Source organism: Paracoccus marinus, assembly GCF_007018965.1.
GTDB classification, from domain to species: Bacteria; Pseudomonadota; Alphaproteobacteria; order Rhodobacterales; family Rhodobacteraceae; genus Paracoccus; species Paracoccus marinus.
This window is the reverse complement of record NZ_VJYZ01000018.1, coordinates 117293-137384: the sequence shown is the minus strand read 5'-3', so window position 1 is coordinate 137384 and position 20092 is coordinate 117293. Positions and strand designations below refer to the sequence as shown.

Annotated in this window: 18 protein-coding genes; 10 read left to right on the top strand and 8 right to left on the bottom strand. The window is 70.9% G+C overall.

From position 1 onward, the window contains the following. Window positions 1-42: 42 nt before the first annotated feature. The 3 genes from FNF32_RS09685 (at window position 43) to FNF32_RS09675 (ending at window position 3867) form a co-directional block, all read left to right on the top strand. Window positions 43-1743: a peptide ABC transporter substrate-binding protein gene (locus FNF32_RS09685; protein ID WP_131673227.1), complete on the top strand. Its 1701-nt coding sequence runs from the start codon at window positions 43-45 to the stop codon at window positions 1741-1743. 104 nt (window positions 1744-1847) lie between these two features. Then, window positions 1848-2855 carry an ABC transporter permease gene (locus FNF32_RS09680; protein ID WP_131673228.1) on the top strand — a complete coding sequence of 336 codons (1008 nt, stop codon included), beginning with the start codon at window positions 1848-1850 and terminating at the stop codon, window positions 2853-2855. Then, window positions 2848-3867, top strand: coding sequence for an ABC transporter permease (locus tag FNF32_RS09675; RefSeq protein ID WP_131673229.1), 1020 nt, complete (start codon window positions 2848-2850; stop codon window positions 3865-3867). Before FNF32_RS09680 ends, FNF32_RS09675 begins: the two co-directional genes overlap by 8 nt. Window positions 3868-3920: 53 nt before the next feature. Here the strand turns inward: FNF32_RS09675 and FNF32_RS09670 are convergent, their stop codons facing one another. The 4 genes from FNF32_RS09670 to FNF32_RS09655 form a co-directional block, all read right to left on the bottom strand. After that, window positions 3921-4580: a thiamine diphosphokinase gene (locus FNF32_RS09670; RefSeq protein ID WP_246087766.1), complete on the bottom strand. Its 660-nt coding sequence runs from the start codon at window positions 4578-4580 to the stop codon at window positions 3921-3923. Further along, the gene (locus tag FNF32_RS09665) at window positions 4577-4783 is read right to left on the bottom strand and encodes a DUF2842 domain-containing protein (RefSeq protein ID WP_131673231.1); all 207 of its coding nucleotides are present in this window, start codon (window positions 4781-4783) and stop codon (window positions 4577-4579) included. Before FNF32_RS09665 ends, FNF32_RS09670 begins: the two co-directional genes overlap by 4 nt. Before the next feature lie 9 nt (window positions 4784-4792). After that, on the bottom strand, window positions 4793-6085 hold the full coding sequence (locus tag FNF32_RS09660; RefSeq protein ID WP_131673232.1) for an adenylosuccinate synthase: 1293 nt from the start codon (window positions 6083-6085) through the stop codon (window positions 4793-4795). Between the two features lie 79 nt (window positions 6086-6164). Next, window positions 6165-7403 carry a hypothetical protein gene (locus FNF32_RS09655; RefSeq protein ID WP_131673233.1) on the bottom strand — a complete coding sequence of 413 codons (1239 nt, stop codon included), beginning with the start codon at window positions 7401-7403 and terminating at the stop codon, window positions 6165-6167. A gap of 167 nt (window positions 7404-7570) precedes the next feature. On the opposite strand from FNF32_RS09655, the gene edd reads away from it, so the two are divergent. Beyond that, window positions 7571-9373, top strand: a complete 1803-nt coding sequence (edd, locus tag FNF32_RS09650) for a phosphogluconate dehydratase (protein WP_131673234.1) — start codon at window positions 7571-7573, stop codon at window positions 9371-9373. Window positions 9374-9431: 58 nt separating this feature from the next. Here edd and FNF32_RS09645 read toward each other — a convergent pair whose 3' ends face one another. After that, window positions 9432-9818 carry a DUF2147 domain-containing protein gene (locus FNF32_RS09645; protein WP_131673235.1) on the bottom strand — a complete coding sequence of 129 codons (387 nt, stop codon included), beginning with the start codon at window positions 9816-9818 and terminating at the stop codon, window positions 9432-9434. Between the two features lie 225 nt (window positions 9819-10043). Between FNF32_RS09645 and hisA the strand changes: the two genes are divergently transcribed. From hisA to FNF32_RS09630, 3 genes are all read left to right on the top strand, one after another. Then, window positions 10044-10760 (top strand): 1-(5-phosphoribosyl)-5-[(5-phosphoribosylamino)methylideneamino]imidazole-4-carboxamide isomerase, encoded by a 717-nt coding sequence (hisA, locus tag FNF32_RS09640; protein ID WP_131673236.1) that lies wholly within the window; start codon window positions 10044-10046, stop codon window positions 10758-10760. 146 nt (window positions 10761-10906) lie between these two features. Beyond that, window positions 10907-11494: a preprotein translocase subunit SecG gene (secG, locus tag FNF32_RS09635; RefSeq protein ID WP_131673237.1), complete on the top strand. Its 588-nt coding sequence runs from the start codon at window positions 10907-10909 to the stop codon at window positions 11492-11494. A gap of 151 nt (window positions 11495-11645) precedes the next feature. Then, entirely contained in the window at window positions 11646-13292 is a 1647-nt protein-coding gene (locus tag FNF32_RS09630; RefSeq protein ID WP_131673238.1) for a CTP synthase, read from the top strand. A 23-nt stretch (window positions 13293-13315) separates the two neighbouring features. Here FNF32_RS09630 and aroB read toward each other — a convergent pair whose 3' ends face one another. Both aroB and FNF32_RS09620 read right to left on the bottom strand, forming a co-directional pair. Next, the gene (gene aroB / locus FNF32_RS09625; protein ID WP_131673239.1) at window positions 13316-14422 is read right to left on the bottom strand and encodes a 3-dehydroquinate synthase; all 1107 of its coding nucleotides are present in this window, start codon (window positions 14420-14422) and stop codon (window positions 13316-13318) included. Continuing rightward, window positions 14419-14955, bottom strand: coding sequence for a shikimate kinase (locus FNF32_RS09620; protein ID WP_131673240.1), 537 nt, complete (start codon window positions 14953-14955; stop codon window positions 14419-14421). Before FNF32_RS09620 ends, aroB begins: the two co-directional genes overlap by 4 nt. Before the next feature lie 219 nt (window positions 14956-15174). Between FNF32_RS09620 and FNF32_RS09615 the strand changes: the two genes are divergently transcribed. The 3 genes from FNF32_RS09615 to FNF32_RS09605 are packed head-to-tail and all read left to right on the top strand — an operon-like array spanning window position 15175 to window position 18084. Further along, window positions 15175-15417 carry a hypothetical protein gene (locus FNF32_RS09615; protein ID WP_185961915.1) on the top strand — a complete coding sequence of 81 codons (243 nt, stop codon included), beginning with the start codon at window positions 15175-15177 and terminating at the stop codon, window positions 15415-15417. Further along, window positions 15404-17092, top strand: a complete 1689-nt coding sequence (locus tag FNF32_RS09610) for a hypothetical protein (protein ID WP_143796616.1) — start codon at window positions 15404-15406, stop codon at window positions 17090-17092. Before FNF32_RS09615 ends, FNF32_RS09610 begins: the two co-directional genes overlap by 14 nt. Beyond that, window positions 17089-18084 (top strand): tyrosine recombinase, encoded by a 996-nt coding sequence (locus tag FNF32_RS09605; RefSeq protein WP_131675180.1) that lies wholly within the window; start codon window positions 17089-17091, stop codon window positions 18082-18084. Before FNF32_RS09610 ends, FNF32_RS09605 begins: the two co-directional genes overlap by 4 nt. On the opposite strand, the gene FNF32_RS09600 is transcribed toward FNF32_RS09605, so the two are convergent. Further along, the gene (locus FNF32_RS09600; protein WP_131675179.1) at window positions 18060-20075 is read right to left on the bottom strand and encodes a tetratricopeptide repeat protein; all 2016 of its coding nucleotides are present in this window, start codon (window positions 20073-20075) and stop codon (window positions 18060-18062) included. The genes FNF32_RS09605 and FNF32_RS09600 overlap by 25 nt on opposite strands. Between the last annotated feature and the right edge of the window lie 17 nt (window positions 20076-20092).

Here is a 20092-nt window from a genome sequence, read left to right as displayed (position 1 = left end):
GGCCGGGCCCCACCCCGTCATCCATTTCCGACCGAGGCCCACATGAACACCAGAACATTGCTGCTTGCCGGCGCCGCCGTTGCCGCCCTTTCGCCCGCCGCCCACGCCGAGCGCGGCGCCCAGGGCCAGATGAACATGATCTTCTGGCAGGCCCCGAGCACCCTGAACCTGTATCTTTCCACCGGCACCAAGGACATCACCGCCGCCTCGCTGGTGCTGGAACCGCTCGCGAACTTCGATGCCAAGGGCGACCTGGTGGCCAAGCTCGCGGCCGAGATCCCGACGCTGGAAAACGGCGGCGTGGCGCAGGACAGCAAGTCGATCACCTGGAAGCTGAAGGACGGCGTCAAGTGGTCCGACGGCACGCCCCTGACCGCCGAGGACGTCAAGTTCACCGCCGACTACTGCATGGACGAAAGCGGCGGCTGCGCGCAGGCCGCCAAGTTCACTGGCATCGCCTCGGTCGAGGTGGTGGACCCGCTGACCGTGAAGATCAACTTTACCGAGGCGCGTCCCTATCCCTATTCCGCCTTCGTGGGCGGCCAGGCGCCGATCATCCAGAAGGCGCAGTTCCAGGACTGCACCGGCGAACGCGCGCCCACCTGCACCGAACAGAACTTCGCCCCGATCGGCACCGGCCCCTATCGCGTGACCGAGTTCCGCACCAACGACGTGGCCACGTTCGAGGCGAACCCCGAATACCGCGAGGCCGACAAGCCCGCCTTCGCGACCGTCAACCTGAAGGGCGGCGGCGATTCCGCCGGCGCGGCGCGCGCGGTGCTTGAAACCGGCGAATACGACTATGCCTGGAACATGCAGCTCGCGCCCGAGACGATGGGCCAGATGGTCGCGGCCGGCCGCGGCGACTTTCCGACCGCGTTCGGCGCGCAGGTCGAGCATATCTTCCTCAACCTCACCGACCCCTCGCCGCAACTGCCCGAGGGCGAGCGTTCGACCGTCGCCCACCCGCACCCGATCCTCGGCGACATCAAGGTCCGGCAGGCGCTGTCCAAGGCGATCGACCGCCAGCTGCTGACCGAGATCGGCTATGGCGAGACCGGCCGCGCGACCTGCGACGTGGTGAACGCGCCCGAGGCCTTCGCCTCGAACACGCAGGACTGCATGGCGCAGGACATCGAGGGGGCCAAGGCGCTGCTGGACGAAGCCGGCTGGACGGTCGGCGGCGACGGCATCCGCGAAAAGGACGGGCGCAAGCTGCAACTGCTGTTCCAGACCTCGGTCAACCCGGTGCGGCAGGACTATCAGGCGCTGATCAAGCAGTGGTGGGCCGAAATCGGCGTGGGCACCGAGCTCAAGACGGTGGACGCCTCGGTCTATTTCGGGACCGACCCGGGATCGCCCGACACGATCAACAAGTTCTACGCCGATGTCGAGATGTTCACCGACGTCTACGAAGGGACCGATCCGGGCACGTTCATGGCCGAGCGCGCCTGTTCCAAGATCCCGGCGCCCGCGAACCAGTGGCAGGGCGAGAACACCGGCCGCTTCTGCGACCCGGCCTACGACGCCCTGATCGACGAGATGGGCGAGACCGCCGATCCCGCCCGCCGGGCCGAGCTTGCCAAGCAGATGAACGCTATGCTCACCACACAGTCGATGGCGATGCTGCCGCTGACCTGGCGCGGCCGCGTGTCGGCGGTGTCGAACTCGCTTCAGGGCTTCGACATGAACCCGTGGGACACCGAGTTCTGGAACGTCGCCGACTGGACCCGCGCCCAGTAACACGCGTCCAGTGAAACAAGGGCGGACCCGGCCCCACGGGCAAGGTCCGCCTTACCGGCCCGCCGCCACGCGGCCGCGACGCCCCATCCCATGTGAGGGACCCGATGCTGACATACGCCCTGCGACGGATCATGCTCGCGATCCCGACGCTTCTTTTCATCTCGCTGGTGATCTTCCTGCTGCTGGAACTGTCGCCCGGAGACCCCTTGGGGGACGTGCCCCTGACCGTACCGCCCGAGGTCAAGGAAAAGATGCGCGAGGCGCTGGGGCTGGGCCAGGCCTGGTACATCCGCTACGTCCTGTGGCTCAAGCAGTTCTTCTGGATCGAGCCGCTGCACTGGGTCGACCAGCTGCTCGGCACCGACTTCAGCCGGGGCGCGCAGCGGATCATCAGCTTCCAGTCGCGCAGCCCGGTGTTCGACGTGATCGCCGAGCGGATCCCGCAGACGCTCAAGGTCGTGGGGTTCAGCTATCTGGTGGGCGTGCTGATCGCGATCCCGATCGGGATCATCTCGGCCTACAAGCAGTATTCGTGGTTCGACCAGCTGGGCACGTTCATCTCGATGGTGGGCTTTTCCATGCCCACCTTCTTTACCGGAGTCGTGTTCATCATCGTGTTCGCCGTGAACCTGCAATGGTTCCCGTCGATCTACGACACGACGCTGAAGGTCACCGACTGGGCCAGCTTCTGGCAGCAGGTGCGGCAGATGGCGATGCCGGTGACCGTGCTCGCGCTTTACAACGCGGCCCAGATCAGCCGCTTCATGCGCGCGTCGATGCTGGACAACCTTGGTCAGGATTACGTCCGCACCGCCCGCGCTAAGGGGCTGTCGGAACGCACCGTGGTCCTGAAACACGTGCTGAGAAACAGCCTCATCCCGGTCGTGACCGTGATCGCGCTGGGGCTTCCGGCGGTGTTCGGCGGCGCGATCATCACCGAGCAGGTGTTCAAGGTGAACGGGCTCGGACAGCTGCTGATCTCGGCCATCCATTCCAACGACATTCCGATGGTGCTGACCCTGACCTTCATCTTCGCCATCCTGATCGTCGTCTTCACCCTGATCGCCGACATCCTCTACGGCATCCTCGACCCCCGGATCCGCTATGACTGAGAACCCTCACGACGCCCTTCGCAGCGCCGAGCTGATCCGCGACAGCGCCGCCACCGCGGCCGCCGGTCCCGGCGGCGCCCTGCTGCCCGCGGGCGATCCCGCAGCGGTCGCGGCCGCCCCCAACCTCACGCCCGCAAGCCGCAGCCAGTGGCGCGACGTGTGGCGCCAGTTCCGGCGCCACCGGGGAGCGATGGTGGCGCTGGTCCTGTTCGCCGCGATCGTGTTGTTCGTGACGGTCGGACCCTACATCTGGACCATCGACGCGACGTTCGTGGACATCCGCGCGCGCAACAAGGGCTTCAGCGCCGCGCATCCGCTGGGCACCGACCAGCTGGGCCGCGACATGCTGGCGCGGCTGATGAAGGGTGGGCAGGTATCGCTCGCCGTTGGGCTGACCGCGATGCTGATCGCGGTGACGCTGGGCACCGTGATCGGGATCCTGTCGGGTTTCTTCCGCCGGCTCGACGCGCCCCTGATGCGGATGACCGAGCTGTTCCTGGCGCTGCCCCTGCTGCCGCTTCTGCTGCTGATGGTGACGCTGTTCCGCGAGCCGCTGGGCCAGGCGATGGGCCCGGGACTGGGAACCTTCGTCCTGATCGTGTCGGCGATCGGCGCGACCAGCTGGATGCAGGCCGCGCGGATCGTGCGGGGCGACGTGCTGGGCCTGAAGGAACGCGAGTTCATCCTTGCCGCCCGATCCATCGGCACGCCGAACCTGCGGATGATGACGCGCCACATCCTGCCCAACGTGCTGTCGCCCATCATGGTGGCGGCGACGCTGGGGATCGCCACCGCGATCATCACGGAATCGGCGCTGTCGTTCCTGGGCCTGGGTTTTCCGCCCGACTTCCCGACCTGGGGCCGGCTGCTTTACGACGCGATCGAGCAGATGCAGATGTATCCGTGGCGGGTCATCCTGCCGGGCGTGTTCATCTCGCTGACGGTGCTGACCGTGAACTACATCGGCGACGGCCTGCGCGACGCGATGGACCCCCGGATCCGGGGCCGCTGAGAGCCTTGGGCCGCTGAGGACCGGAAAAAGGGCGCCCCTCACGGCGCCCTTCTTCATCGCGGCGGGGCGATCGCCGCGAGCGCCACCCGCAGATGCGCCTTCGGCAGGATGACGAGGCACGGGCCGTCAAGCGCCAGCCGCACCGGCCCGGTCGCCTCGTTCGAGGTGCCGACCCGTTCGACCGGGGACAGCGCCACGCCGTCGATGGGCCAGCGCAGCCCGTCGCTCGTTCCCGCGACCGGGCCGAAGGGCATCAGCGACACCCGCGTCCCGGCGGGCAGGTCCAGCGCCAGCCGGGGCGGCGCGGCGAACACCACGTCCGCCGCCCCGATCACCAGGCAGGGCGGGCCCGACCTGCGGCAAAGCGTGGACATCACCGCCAGCGCGTGATCCAGACGCGGTCCGGCGAAGCCCAGCGCAAGCACGAAGCCCGCGTCGATGTTGCGCAGGCACTTGTCGAAATCGGTGCTGTTCTGTTCGGCGACCCGGTGCAGGCGCTCGGCCGGGATCGCCGCCCGCGCCGCACCGCCGATGCTGTCGAAGTCGCCCACGACCGCGTCGGGCATCAGCCCCAGCGCCAGCGCCCTGTCGGCGCCGCTGTCGGCCGCCATCACCATCGGCGCGATCTCGTGGGCCGCGGCCACGTCATCCGCCGCCACGTCGCCCCCGCCGATCAGCGTGACGCCGGCCGCGGTGCGGATGACGGGGGTCACTTGCCGGTGCCGTGAAAGACCTTGCGGAACGGAATCGCCCACAGGAACGCCAGCGCGACGTAGAGCGGCAGTTCCACCCACATCGGCAACCGCCCCCATCGGTCATAGACCCAGTTCAGCACCCACCACGCGGCGACCAGATAGACCGGCAGCCACACCACCAGCAAAAACAGCGCCCAGCCCTTGCGGGGTCCTTGGTCCATCCCCGCGCCTCAGTCCGCGAAGGGATCGTGGACAAGGATCGTGTCGTCGCGTTCCGGGCTGGTGGACAGCAGCGCGACGGGGCACTGGATCAACTCCTCGATCCGGCGGACATACTTGATGGCGGCGGCGGGCAGGTCGGCCCAGGACCGCGCGCCCTCGGTCGATTCCGACCAGCCCTCGATTTCCTCGTAGACCGGGACCGCGCGGGCCTGCAGCGCGGCGGCGGTGGGCAGATAGTCGTAGCGCCGCCCGTCCACGTCGTAGCCCACGCAGATCTTGAGCGTCTCGAACCCGTCCAGCACGTCCAGCTTGGTCAGCGCGATGCCCTTCACGCCCGAGATCGCGCAGGTCTGGCGCACCAGCGCCGCGTCGAACCAGCCGCAGCGGCGCTTGCGTCCGGTGACGGTGCCGAACTCGTGCCCGCGCTCGCCCAGCCGCTGGCCGTCCGCGTCCTCGAGCTCGGTCGGGAAGGGCCCGGATCCGACGCGGGTGGTGTAGGCCTTGACGATCCCCAGGACGTAGTCGATCGCGCCCGGCCCCATGCCGGTACCCGACGCGGCCATCCCCGACATGGTGGTGGACGAGGTGACGTAAGGGTAGGTGCCGAAGTCGATGTCCAGCAGCGCGCCCTGCGCCCCCTCGAACAGGATGCGCTTGCCGGCGCGGCGGGCGTCGGCCATCACCTTCCACACCGGCTGCGCGTAGGGCAGCAGCTTCGGCGCGATATCCAAGAGCGTGCGTTTCAGTTCCGCCCGATCGACCGGGGTCGCGCCCAGTCCCTGACGCAGCGGGTCGTGGTGCGCGAGCAGGCGGTCCAGCCGCTGGTCCAGCGTCTCCTCGTCGGCGAGGTCGGCCACGCGGATCGTGCGGCGGCCCACCTTGTCTTCGTAGGCGGGGCCGATGCCCCGGCCGGTGGTGCCGATCTTGGACGCCCCCGCCGCATCCTCACGCAGGCGGTCGAGGTCCTGGTGCAGCGGCAGGATCAGGGGCGTGTTTTCCGCGATCATCAGGTTGTCGGTGGAAATCTCGACCGCCTGCCCCGCCAGCTTCTCGATCTCGCGGAACAGCGCCCACGGGTCCAGCACGACGCCGTTGCCGATCACGGCCAGCTTGCCCGGCCGCACGATCCCCGAGGGCAGCAGTGACAGCTTGTAGACCTCGTTGCCGATCACCAGCGTGTGGCCGGCGTTGTGGCCGCCCTGGAAGCGCGCGATCACGTCGGCACGCTCGGACAGCCAGTCGACGATCTTGCCCTTGCCCTCGTCGCCCCACTGGGCGCCGACCACCACCACGTTCGCCATTCCACATTCCCTGCTCGGTTTCGCGGCGGGTATAGCGTCGTTGCGCCCAAGGGGAAAGGCGGCGCTTCGGAACGGGGCGTCAGCGCGGGGGGCTGACCGACCCTTCGAGGAAGTCGGTGCCCAGCATCACGCTGTCATCGGCGCTGAAGGCCAGCACCGCGCGTTCGGCCTTGCCCTTCTGCGGGGCAAAGACCAGCAGCCCGTCGCGGACCTCGTAGCGTCCGCCGGCCGCGTCGTCGCCGCCCCCGACCGAAAAGCCGCCGCCCTCGGCGAAGCTGCCGAAGGCGGTGCCGAAGCTCGACCCCTCGTAGCGGCCGTCGGGGTGGAACACGGTCTCGCCGCCGCCACCCGCCCCGCCCGTCATCCCGGTGCCCGGCGCAAAGCCGGAGAAGCTGATCCACGAGATACGCCCGTCGATGCGCGTCCCGTCCGGCAGCGGCTCGACCCGGTTCAGGGTGTAGTCGCCGGTCGTCCAGCCGTCCCCCTCGCGGGCAGCCTTTTCGGTGCGGCCGTCGGCATAGGTCAGGACCATGCCGTCGCCCTGCCGGACATAGTTGCCCCAGTCGGTGTCGCGCCCGGCATCCAGCGCCGCGCGGTCGGGCGGGGCCAGACCCAGCGGCGGGGTTCCGTCATAGAAGGTGCCGTCGGGCCAGAAGGTCACGGTGCGATAGCTGTTCTGGGTTTTCATCATCATGTCGGTGCCCAGCGTCACGTCCGACCGCCATCCCCACCAAAGCCCCTCCATCCCGCCCGCGACGGGTTCGGGCAGCAGGCTGGGCGCGCCTTCGGCCCTGAACCGCAGGGTCGCAAGCCACGGCAGGAACGTCTCGGTCAGGACGGCGCCGGTTTCCGCCAGCTCGTCCTCGTCGCCGCCGTCGCCGTCGAAACCCAGAAGGTGGAACCGCCCGCCCGCCTCGATCGCGACCAGAACCTGCATGTCGGACCCGTCGGACTGAGCCAGCATCGCCGCGTCGCGCTTGCCGAGGGGGGTATTCGTCGCGGGCTTGCCGACCTTGAAATCGCCGCGCTCGTCCTCATCCACGAACGCCTCGCGGTTCTGGTCCAGCCAGCGCGAGATCGAACCGCTGGCTTTCGCCTCGGGGCCGATCAGGATGCGGCAGTATTCGCAGCGGTCGTCGGGAAGGTTCGACCACATCGCCCGCTGCGACGGGTCGGTCCCTACGGGATCGTCGAACTGCGGCGGCACCGGAAAGATCAGCCCGCCGAACTGCCGCATTTCGGCGGCGGCGGGACCGGCGGTGACGGCGGCAGCGAACAGCGCGGCGGCGATAAACGCCGCAGGAAAACGCGGGCGCATCGAAGCTCCTGGAATCAACGGACCGGTTGGACCTGACGATACCATGATTCCGCCCGGCCCGGAACGGTAGCGGGGTCGTTCGATGCGGGAAACCCGCCACCCCCCCGCATTGCGCCGTTATCGCTAACGACCTATGTCTTGCACAGCGCCCACGAAGGGGAACCGCCATGCTCAACGACACCATCGCCCGCGTCACCGACCGCATCCGCGAACGCTCGGCCGACCGCCGCGCCGTCTATCTCGACACCATCGCCCGCTCTGCCGAGGACGGTCCCCGCCGCGCCCATCTGAGCTGCGGCAACCAGGCCCACGCCTATGCCGCCATGGACGACAAGGCCGACATGGCGATGACCGCGCGCCCCAACATCGGCATCGTCACCGCCTATAACGACATGCTGTCGGCGCATCAGCCGTACGAGACGTATCCCGCGCTGATCCGCCGCACCGCGCATGCCGCGGGCGCCACGGCCCAGGTGGCGGGCGGCGTGCCCGCGATGTGCGACGGTGTCACGCAAGGGCGCGCGGGGATGGAGCTTTCGCTGTTTTCCCGCGACGTGATCGCGATGGCGGCGGGGGTCGCGATGTCGCACGACACGTTCGACGCGGCCGTATGGCTCGGGATCTGCGACAAGATCGTGCCCGGCCTCGTCATCGCCGCCGCGACCTTCGGCCATGTCCCGGCGGTGTTCCTGCCGGGCGGGCCGATGCCCTCGGGCTTGCCCAACGACGAAAAGGCCCGCGTGCGCGAGGATTTCGCCGCCGGCCGCGTCGGCCGCGACAAGCTGATGGAGGCCGAGATGGCCTCGTACCATTCGCCTGGCACCTGCACCTTCTACGGCACCGCCAACAGCAACCAGATGCTGATGGAGTTCATGGGCCTGCACCTGCCCGGCGCGAGCTTCGTGAACCCCAATACGCCGATGCGCGACGCGCTGACGGTCGCGGGCGTGACGCGCGCGGCGCAGATTACCCGGCTGGGCAACGACTACACCCCCGTCAGCGCGATCCTGGACGAACGCGCCTTCGTCAACGGGATGGTCGGGCTAATGGCGACCGGCGGGTCCACCAACCACATCATCCACCTGCCCGCGATGGCGCGGGCGGCGGGGATCGTGCTGGACCTGCAGGATTTCCACGACCTCAGCCAGGTGACGCCGCTACTGGCGCGGGTCTATCCCAACGGGCTGGCCGACGTGAACCACTTCCACGCGGCGGGCGGGCTTGCCTATCTGGTCGGGCAGCTTCTGTCGGCGGGGCTGCTGCACGAGGACGTGACAACCGTCATGGGCCAGGGCCTTGGCCGCTACGCGACCGAGCCGCGGCTGACCGACGCGGGCATCGCGTGGGTGGACGGCCCGCGCGCCAGCCTGAACGACAAGATCGTGCGCCCGGCGGCCGACCCGTTCGCGGCGACCGGCGGGCTGCATATGCTGACCGGGAACCTTGGCCGCGCCGTCATCAAGGTGTCGGCGGTCAAGCCCGACCTGCACGTGGTCGAGGCGCGGGTCCGCGTCTTCGACGACCAGAACCGGGTCAAGGCGGCGTTCCAGGCGGGCGAGTTCACCCAAGACACGGTGGTCGTCGTCCGCTTCCAGGGGCCGCGCGCGAACGGGATGCCCGAACTGCACAGCCTGACGCCGACGCTGTCGGTCCTGCTGGATCGCGGCCTGCGGGTCGCGCTGGTGACCGACGGGCGGATGTCGGGCGCGTCGGGCAAGGTGCCCGCCGCCATCCACGTCACGCCCGAGGCGGCGACCGGCGGCCCGCTGGCGCGGCTGCGCGACGGCGATCTTGTGCGGGTGGACGCGGTCGCGGGCACGCTGGAATGCCTTGAACCCGACTTCGCCGACCGCACGCCAGCGACCTACGACCCCGATGCCAGCGCGCACGGCATGGGGCGCGAGCTGTTCGCCGCCTTCCGCGCCCATGTCGGGCCCGCGGACGAAGGCGCGGGCATCGCGGTCCGCTGACGAAAAACCCCGCCGGGGCGACCGGCGGGGCGTTCCTGTTCGCCCGAGGGCCGGCAGCCTATTTCAGCTTGGTCCAGGTCTGCGCCTTGCAGATCAGCCCGCCCGCGACGCAGCCCGACAGCTTCATCGTGGTGCCCGCGACCGAGGCCTTGCCGTTGTAGACCTTGTCGTTGGCGGGCCGCCACACCTGGCCCTCGTAGTTGCCGTCGCCGGTCGCCTTCATGCTCCGCACGATCTGCTTGCCGACGTTGGGGGACGCGTATTCCGCCCCGTCCTTGTAGGACTTGACGATGGTGCCGCAGAACGCGCCACCGCAGGGCGCGATGCTGACGATGGCCAGCGCCCCCTCGTCGGCCTGGGTCTGCCACATCCCCTCGATCGGGTCGGCGGCCATCGCGGCCGAGGCCATCAGCGCAAAGGCGGTGGCGAGCGCAAAAGTCTTCATGAAGTTTCCCCTCCCTGGAAAGCTGGGGCCGATTCAGCCGCGTCGAAGGCGATTCTCGCAAGCGTGACGTAGGGTCGGGGTTTCGGGCCACATGCGGGTTCGCGTGCGGGTTCACGGGCGGCCCCCCGCCCTGCGCGCGGCTTTCCCCGCCGCCCGCGCTGTGACATACGCCCTGCTGGCGGCGCGAACGGCCGGGCGGTCCCGGCGCATGGAAGGAGCCGAAGGATGATCCTTTATCCCGCAATCGACCTCAAGGACGGGGCCTGCGTCCGCTTGCTGCGCGGCGACATGGATGCGGCGACCGTGTTCGGCACCGATCCGGCGGCGCAGGCGGCGGCGTTCGCGGGCGCGGGGGCCGAATGGCTTCACCTGGTGGACCTGAACGGCGCCTTCGCCGGACGCCCCGTCAACGGCGACGCGGTGCAGGCGATCCTGCAGGCGGTCGAGGTGCCGGTGCAGCTTGGCGGCGGGATCCGCGACATGGATACGATCGAGGGCTGGCTGGACCGGGGCGTCACGCGCGTGATCCTTGGCACCGTGGCGGTCGAGGACCCTTCGCTGGTGGCCGAGGCGGCGGCCGCCTTTCCAGGCCGCATCGCCGTCGGCATCGACGCCCGCGGCGGCCGGGTCGCAACGCGCGGCTGGGCCGAGCAGACCGAGGTCACCGCGACCGACCTCGCCCGCCGGTTCGAGGACGCGGGCGTGGCCGCGATCGTCTATACCGACATCGACCGCGACGGGGCGATGCAGGGCCCGAACGTCGCCGCGACCGAGGCGCTTGCGCGCGCGGTCAGCGTGCCGATCATCGCCTCGGGCGGGGTGTCGTCGCTTGACGACCTGATCGCGCTGCGCGATGCGGGCGGGATCGCGGGGGCGATTTCGGGCCGCGCGCTTTATGACGGCGCGCTGGACCTGGGTCAGGCGCTGGCGGCGCTGGCCTGACGGGCCCCGCGCGGGTTTGCGGGCGCGGGTTTGCGGGCGCTGGCCTGCGGCCCCGGCGCACGGGCGCCCACCGTGTCGGCCTTGCTTGCCAACATCCCCGCGCGTGACTAGTAAGGCGCGTCCCGCGAGACGAGAAAGGCCACCCCGTGCAGAACGTCGTCCTTACCGTGCATCTGATCCTCGCCGTGCTGCTGATCGGCGTCGTCCTGCTGCAGCGTTCCGAAGGCGGCGGCCTTGGCCTCGGCGGCGGCACCGGCGGCGGCGTGATGACCGGCCGGCAGGCCGCGAACGCGCTGACCCGCGCGACCTGGCTGCTGGCTGCGGGCTTTCTTGTGACATCCATCGCGCTCACCGTGATTGCGGCCCGGAACTCGGGCACGGGATCGGTCCTCGACCGGATCGCGCCGGCCGACGCCACGACCGGCACCACCGACAACACGCCCGAGGGCCTGCCGGCGCTGCCCGAATACGCGCCCCCGCCCGGCGTGGGCCAGCCGATCGTGCCGCCCGCGGCGTCCAGCGCCCCGGCTGCCGATACGCCCGCGACCACCCAGCCGGTCGTCCCGGCCGCGCCGGCCGCGCCGGCCGCTGAGACGGCTGCGCCCGCCACGGCTGTTCCCGCGACACCCGCGCCCGCCTCGCCTGCGCCCGTCACGCCTGCACCCGTCTCGCCCGCCCCCGTCGCCGCCCCGACCCAGACCCCTGCGGCACCCGTCACGCCGCCCACGAACTGAACACCACAGCTTGAGGGCGCTTCCGGGCGCCCCCACCACATTTGTCGCGGTCCGTTGCGGGATTGCGGAGAATCGGGTATTGCTCGGCTCCCGTGATGCCGGTCTTCGGGACCGTGCGTTTGCATTGAATGACAACATCACGGGGGCCCGCATGGCGCGTTACATCTTCATTACCGGCGGCGTGGTGTCATCCCTGGGCAAGGGCCTCGCCTCGGCCGCGCTCGGCGCGCTGTTGCAGGCGCGCGGCTTCACCGTGCGGCTTCGCAAGCTCGATCCCTATCTGAACGTCGATCCCGGCACGATGAGCCCGTTCGAGCATGGCGAGGTCTTCGTCACCGACGACGGGGCGGAAACCGACCTCGACCTTGGCCACTACGAACGCTTCACCGGCGTCAGCGCGCGGCGCACCGACACGATCAGCGCGGGCCGGATCTATTCCAACGTGCTGGAACGCGAACGGCGCGGCGAATACCTGGGCAAGACGATCCAGGTGATCCCGCACGTCACCAACGAGATCAAGGACTTCCTCGCCATCGGCGAGGACGAGGTCGACTTCATGCTGTGCGAGATCGGCGGCACCGTCGGCGACATCGAGGGCCTTCCCTTCTTCGAGGCGATCCGCCAGTTCAGCCAGGACCGCCCGCGCGGCCAGTGCATCCTGATGCACCTGACGCTGATGCCGTATCTTGCCGCGTCGGGCGAGCTGAAGACCAAGCCCACCCAGCACAGCGTCAAGGAACTGCGCTCGATCGGCTTGCAGCCGGACGTGCTGGTCTGCCGGTCCGAACACCCGATCCCGGACCGCGAGCGCGCCAAGATCGCGCTGTTCTGCAACGTCCGCCCGGATTCGGTCATCCCCGCCTATGATCTCAAGTCGATCTACGAGGCGCCCTTGGCCTATCACCGCGTCGGCCTTGACCGCGCGGTGCTGGACGCGTTCCAGATCAGCCCCGCCCCCCGCCCCGACCTGCGCCGCTGGGAAGACGTGAACGACCGCCTGACCAACGCCGAGGGCGAGGTCAGGGTCGCCATCGTCGGCAAGTACACGCAGCTCGAGGACGCCTACAAATCCATCTCCGAGGCGCTGACGCACGGCGGCATGGCCAACCGCGTCCGGGTCCGCCCCGAATGGATCGATGCCGAAAAGCTGGAACAGCCCGACGGCGTCCACCTGCTCGACGGCTTCCACGGGATCCTCGTCCCCGGTGGTTTCGGCGAGCGCGGGACCGAAGGGATGGTCGCCGCCGCGAAATACGCGCGCGAACGCAAGGTGCCCTATCTCGGCATCTGCCTGGGCATGCAGATGGCGGTGATCGAGGCGGCGCGGAACCTCGCCGGCATCACCGACGCAGGCTCCGAAGAGTTCGACCACGAGGCGGGCGAGGAACGCTTCACCCCGGTCGTCTATCACCTCAAGGAGTGGGTGCAGGGCAACAGCCGGGTCGAACGCAAGATCACCGACGACAAGGGCGGCACCATGCGGCTGGGGTCCTACACCGCGACGCTCGCGCCCGGATCGAAGATCAGCGAGGTCTATGACGGCGCATCCGAGATGGAGGACCGTCACCGCCACCGCTATGAAATCGACGCGCGCTACCGCGAGCCGCTCGAGGCGTGCGGGCTGTGGTTCTCGGGCATGTCGCCCGACGGCCGGCTGCCCGAGGTGGTCGAGGTCAAGGACCACCCCTGGTTCATCGGCGTGCAGTCGCACCCGGAACTGAAGTCCAAGCCCTTCGCCCCCGCGCCGCTGTTCCGCGACTTCGTGCGCGCGGCGAAGGACCTGGAACGGATGGTCTGAGGCGTCCCGGAGCGGCGGAGCGTTCAGCCCCCCAGCACCGCCCGCAGCGCGGTGAAATCCACATCGTCGGTGACGAACGCCCGCCCGATCCCGCGCGCGAGGATCATCCGCAGCTTTCCGTCCACCACCTTCTTGTCCTGCCCCATCAGCGCGATCAGCGCCTCTGCCCCCGGCAGATCGCCCGGCAGGTCGGCCAGCCGCGACGGCATCCCCATGGCCGCGAAATGCGCGGCGACCCGCGACGGGTCCTCTTGCGGGCACAGGCCCATCCGCGCCGACATCTCGAACGCGAGGGTGCAGCCGATCGCCACCCCCTCGCCGTGCAGCAGCCGGTCGGAATAGCCGGTCACGGATTCCAGCGCGTGGCCGAAGGTGTGGCCAAGGTTCAGAAGCGCGCGTTCCCCCTGCTCGGTCTCGTCGCGGGCGACGATCCCGGCCTTCATGGCGACGGAATGCGCGACGGCCCGTTGCAGCGCGCCCCGGTCCTGCCGCAGCGCGGGGCCGTGCCGTTCGAGCCAGCCGAAAAAGGCGGCGTCGCCCAGCAGCCCGTATTTCGCGACCTCGCCATAGCCCGCGCGGAAGTCGCGGTCGGGCAGCGTCGCCAGCGCGTCGATGTCGGCCAGAACGAGGCTCGGCTGATGAAACGCGCCGATCAGGTTCTTGCCCTGCGGCGAATTGATCCCGGTCTTGCCACCCACGGAGCTGTCCACCTGCGCCAGCAGCGTCGTCGGAACCTGCGCGAACCGCACGCCGCGCCGCAGGATCGCGGCGGCGAACCCGGCAAGATCGCCGATCACCCCCCCGCCCAGCGCCACCACCAGGTCGCCCCGCTCGACCCGCTCGCCGATCAGCCATTCGACCGCGCGGCCAAGCTGGTCCCACGACTTCGTCGCCTCGCCCGGGGGCAGCGCCAGCGAGGACGCGGCGATCCCCGCCCCTTCCAGCGCCGCGACCAGCGGCGGCAGGTGAATCGCGGCGACCGTCTGGTCGGTCAGGATCGCCACCCGCGGGCGCGCCAGCAGCGGCGCAAGATGCGTGGCCGCATCCGCGATCAGGCCGGGGCCGATGCGGACCTCGTAGGATCGCGGGCCAAGGTCCACGGGAACGGTCTGGAAGGTGGGGGCGGTCATACGGGCTCCAGCGCATCGGGGCGGGCGGCGCGGATCGCGGCCAGCACCTTGTCCACGGTCACGCCGAGCAGGTCGTCCTGCCCCACGGCGACAGTCACGTCCGCCAGCGCATAGGCCGGGCGGCGCTCCGCCAGCAGGCGCTTCAGCGTGCCGCGCGGGTCGGGCGTTTTCAGAAGCGGCCGGGTCGGGCGCGACCGGACCCGCCGCCACAGCGTTTCAAGGTCGCAGTCCAGCCAGACCGACACCGCCGAGCGGCCGATCAGATCGCGGTTGCGCGGCTGGACCCAGGCGCCGCCGCCAGTGGCGAGGATCCCCGCCGGGCCGGACAGCAGGCGTTCCAGCACCTGCGTCTCGCGGTCGCGAAAGAAGCTTTCGCCGAAGCGCTCGAAGATCTCGGACACGGTGAGGGCGGCGGCGGTTTCAATCTCGGCGTCCGAATCGACGAAGCGGACGCCCAGCTGGCGCGCAAGTTCGGTCCCGACGGCGGTCTTGCCCGCGCCCATCATGCCGATCAGGACGATGCTTTGCCTCATGGCGCCCCGCTTGCCCGGACCCGGCCGGGCGCGCCCGCGCGCCGACCTCGTCCGCCGTGATGTTCCGTCTTGTGCCGGTTTTCGTGAATGGCGTGATCTTTCGGGAATTGCCATCTATAATCGCGCCGAACCGGCGGGCACGGCCAGACAGATCCGGGCGCCAGACAGACTGGACGGACGAGCAAGGATGAGGCGATCGAGATGCGGCTTTTGCGGCTGGTGATTATTCTTCTGATTCTGGCGCTGCTGGGTCTGACGGGCTACGCCTATCTGGGCGACATGGCCGCCGACCCGTCCGAGATGCGGGTGCCGGTCGAATTGCAGTTGCAGGCCCCCGCACCCGGCACCACCGTCACCCCGAACGCCCCGATGCCGGCACCGGCCGCAGACGACGCGGCGGCCGACGCGACCGGAAATGCCGACGCGGCGGCACCCGCAGGCGGGTCCGATGACCTCGACTGACCGGGCGCGGATGCGCGCGCTGCCGTTCGCCCGCGTCGCGCTGATCGCTCTTTTCGCCTGCACGGCCGCCATGCCCGCGCATGCCGAAGCGCCCTTGTCCGCAAACGACTGGGTGTCGGGCAAGGCGCCCGCGCCCGCGCCGTCGTCGGGGTGGCGACCCGCCGACGGTGTGCCGCCCGACGCGGCCCGCCGCCGCCCGCCGCCCGCGCGTCCGGCGGGCCGCGCGCCCGCCACGGACGCGGACGGCACCCCCGTCCCGACCGCGCCGGTCGCCGCCGACGCGCGCCCCGCGCCCGTCACCGTGACCCGGCTGGACCAGGCCGATGCCGACGCGGCCGGCCTGCGCTCGGCCCGATCGGCCGGGCTGCCCGCCGGGTTGTGGGACGGCGCCGCCGCCACCGACGTCGCGCAGGCCCTTGCTGCCGGCGACCCGCGGCTGCCCGCGACGCAGGCACTGTTCGACCGCATCCTGACCGCCCAGCTGACCGTCCCCGCGCGGGGCGAGATGGCGCAGGGCCAGTTGCTGATCGCCCGCGTCGACCGCCTGATCCGGATGGGCAACCTGCCGTTCGCGCGCGCGCTGCTGCAGTCGGCGGGCGGCGACGACGCCGACCGCTTCGCGCGCAGCTTCGACCTGGACATGCTGACGGGCGAGGATCTGCGCGCCTGCTCCGCCTTTGGCCGCCGCCCGGGCCTTGCCCGCGACATGGCGGTGCGGATCTACTGCCTTGCGCTGAACGGCGACTGGGGCGCCGCCGCGCTGACGCTGGAAGGGGCCGAGCCGCTGGGCGTCGTCGATCCCGCGACCGCGGCCCTGCTCGCGCGGTTTCTCGACGACAGCTACGCCGAGGTGGCCGACACCCTGCCCGAGCCGCAGGCCGTGACCCCGCTTGCCTTTCACCTGCACGAGGCGGTGGGCCAGCCCCTTGCCACCGGGTCGCTGCCGCTGATCTACGCGTGGTCCGACCTCGGCCAGAACGGCGGCTGGAAGGCGCGGCTGGAGGCGGCCGAAAGGCTGGGCCGGGCGGGCGTGCTGCCCCCCGCGCAGCTGGCCGCGATCTATACCGAACAGCGCCCGGCCGCGTCGGGCGGGGTCTGGGACCGCGCGGCGGCGCTGCAGGCGCTGCTGGGGGCGATGAACGGCGGCGACATGGCGTCGCTCGACCGCGTCCTGCCGCCCGCACTTGCGCGCTTCGGCGAGGCCGGGCTGGCGCCGCGCCTGGCGGGGATGGTCGCCGCGAACCTGCCCGACGCGCCGGGGCCCGGCGACGCGGCCGAGGCGGTCGTGACGCTGCGCCTGCTGGCGGGCCTCCCGGTCGAGCCGCCCGAGGGCACGCCCAGCCTGCTGGCCTGGATCGCGGATTTCGCGGCCGGGGGCGCATCGGCCGGTCCGGCGACGAACGACCCGCAGGGGCGGGCGGCGGCGCTGGCCGCGGCGGTGGACGGCGAGGCCGCCGCTCGGGACGACGCTGCCGCCGCGCCGACCGCGCCTCAGCCCGGGTCGGGGCTGGCCGCGCTGGCGGCGATGGCCGATGTGGACGCGGGGCTCGACGGCGATCTGAACCGCGCGGCGCGGGGGCTGACGCAGCTGGTCGCGCTCGGCTACGGCGACACCGCCCGGCAGGCGGCGGTCGAGCTGATGATCCTGCCGCAACTCACGCGGGCGGGGCAATGACGGCGCGGGCGTCCGCGCCTGCATCCCCGACTGCGCCAAGGTCCGCGCCGCTTGCGGCCGACCTGCGCCGCATCGCCGCGTTCCTCGACGCGCAGGCGGCGGATGCGGACGCGGCCCGCAACACGATCCTCGCCTATGGCCGCGACCTGCGCGACTTTGCCGAGTGGATGGCCGCGCACGACCTGACGCTGGACACCGTCACCCGCGACGGTATCGAACGCTACCTGTCGCGGTGCGACGCCGAGGGGCTGTCGCGCGCCACCCGCGCCCGCCGCCTGTCCTCGATCCGCCAGCTTTGCCGCTTTGCCCTGGACGAAGGCTGGCGCGGCGACGACCCGGCGATCCGCATCGCGGGGCCGGGCCGCGCGCAGCGCCTGCCCCGGACGCTGTCGCAGGCCGAGATGACCGCGCTTCTGGACGCGGCCCCTACGATCGACGTGTCTGCGGCCGACCGCGCCCGCACCGTCTGCGCGATGGAACTGCTGTACGCGACCGGCATGCGGGTAAGCGAGCTGGTCGGCCTGCCCGTCGATGCCTGCCGGGGCGATCCCCGGCTGCTGATGATCCGGGGCAAGGGCGGCAAGGAACGGATGGTGCCGCTGACCCGGCCGGCGCAGGCGGGCTTGCGGGACTGGCTGTCCCACCGCGACGGCGCTGGGGCCGATACGCCGCTTGGCCGGCTCGTGCGCGGGAACGGGGGGCGCTGGCTGTTTCCGGCGGCGGGTGCTGCGGGCCACATGACCCGGCAGGCGTTCCACGCGCTTCTGGCCCGGATCGCCGCGGCGGCGGGGCTGCCCGCGTACCGCGTGACCCCGCACGTCATCCGCCACGCCTTTGCCACCCACCTGCTGGAGGGCGGCGCCGACCTGCGGTCGATCCAGACCTTGCTGGGCCACGCCGACCTCGGCACAACCGAGATCTACACCCACGTCCTGGACGCGCGCAAACGCGACCTCGTGCTGAAGCGTCACCCGCTTGCCGACGGCGGCTGAGCGGACCCGGCCTGCGCAGCTGCCTTCTGCGCCCGCGCGCCCTCGTTCCGCGTCCGCTTCAGCGCGCGAGCGGGGCGCGACAGTTCGGGCCAGCGCTCGTTCGCGGCGGTAAGGTGGTTGAGCCGGCGGTTGGCAAAGCCCTGCGCCTCGGCCCGCACGGCGGCGGACAGGTGCAAAAGCGCGTTGCCGGGATCGAGCGCGATGGCCCGGTCGAGATGCTGCCACGCCCGCTTGGTGTTGCCCGCCTGAAAGCAGGCGTCGGCCAGGCGCTTGGCCGTGATCGCCTGCCCGGGGCGCACCGCGTCCAGCCAGTCCAGCACCGCGAAGGACCGCTTGAGCCGCCCGTGCAGCGTCAGGATGCTTGCCGCGTGGCCAAGCAGCATGGCCACGTCGTCGTCGGGCTGCGGCAGGTCCAGCCCTTCGGCCAGCGCCTCTTCAAGAAACGTCAGCGGCTCGCGGGCCGGGCCCAGCTTGAGGTCCAGCGCCGGCCAGCGCCGCAGGGTGGCGCGGGTGCTGTCCAGCTGGACCAGCTCCTCCCAGTCGCACAAGAACGCCCAGTGCGGCAGCTGACCGGCCACGGCGCCCGGCGCGTCGGCAATAACTGCGGCCAGTGCAGGCGGAAACAGCAGATGCCGCGATGCGACGCCTGCCCGCGACAGGACCAGCGACGCCACGGTGCGCGCCGCGCGCCCCTCGTCGCCCTTGCCGGCGAACGCCTGATCGACGAACCGGGCGTGGATCCGTGCCTCTTCCTGCGCGGCATCCCCCGCCGCCCACCGGCGCGCCTCGGCCAGCAGGACGATGCTGTCGCAATAGACCCGGTCCCGGGCCCGCAGCAGCTTCTGCCCCAGCGCCAGCTGCGCCAGGTCGTATGCGGCGTCCGTCAGCCCGGCGCCTTCGGCCGCCACCGCCAGGTGGCGCGGGACAAAGGGGAACCGGGCCATCACGTCCGGCCGCGCCCGGAACGCCTCGATCAACTCGCCGATCCGGCCCACGGACTGCGCGTGCGGCGCGGCATAGGCCACGCACTGCGCCATGTCGCCCGGCGCGAAGAAGCTGTCGGGGGCCGCGATCAGGCGGTCCAGCAGCGCCTCGTGCGCGGCATGGGCCACGGGCGCGGGCAGCCCCGCCGCCAGCGGCACGATCGCGACCCCGCCGACGATATGCGCGGCCCGCGAGAACGCGCTTTGCGACGGCGCGCCGACCGATCCGCAGCGCGCCATCAGCATCAGCTCCAGCACGTCGCGCACCGCGCTGTCGGGTGCCACCCACGGCGCATGCTCGGCCAGCAACTGGTCCACGGGAACGATCCGCGCCCGCCCGTCAACCAGCCCTTCGGCCATATGCGCGATCGCCGCCGGCGTGTCCGAAAACGCGATCACCGGCCCGTCCTGCATGTCGGCAAAGGCGCGCAGGAACTCGTCGGGGACGAACTTGCCGGGCCACGCGCTGTAGGACCACGGAAAGCTGTCGAGGATATCGCCGCGCCGCACGTGGATCGCCGCCGCCCGCGTCTGGCCTTCTCCGCCAATCCGGGCGACGGCCTCGTCCATTCGCGCCAGTGCCTCGGCCAGTGGCGCGGCAAGCTCGATGAGCGGCGCGACCGCCCGCACCTCGGCTTCGACCTGGGCCGCGCCCTCGCCCTGAAAGCTCGCGACCGAGAAGGCGGCGTCGCTGTGGAACCGGTCGCCCTTCTCCAGCGCGCGGGCAAAGTTCGCGCGGTTGAGATGCGCGGACTCGGCATGCAGATTGCGGCGCCCGCGCAGCGGCGGCTCGCGGTCCACCACGTCGATATGGCGGTCCACGAAAGCGGGGGTGAAGAACGCGGTCGGGTCGTCCAGTTCGGGCCACGGGCCGCCCGGTTGGGCCAGCCACTTGAACCGCGTGCTGGCCCCGAAGGCGTGCGCCAGCCGCATCAGGCTGATGATCCCGGTGATCCGCGCGCCCACACGGTCCTGCCGGAAGCCGATGATGGCCGGATCGTCGGTCATTGCTGCCGTCCCGTTCG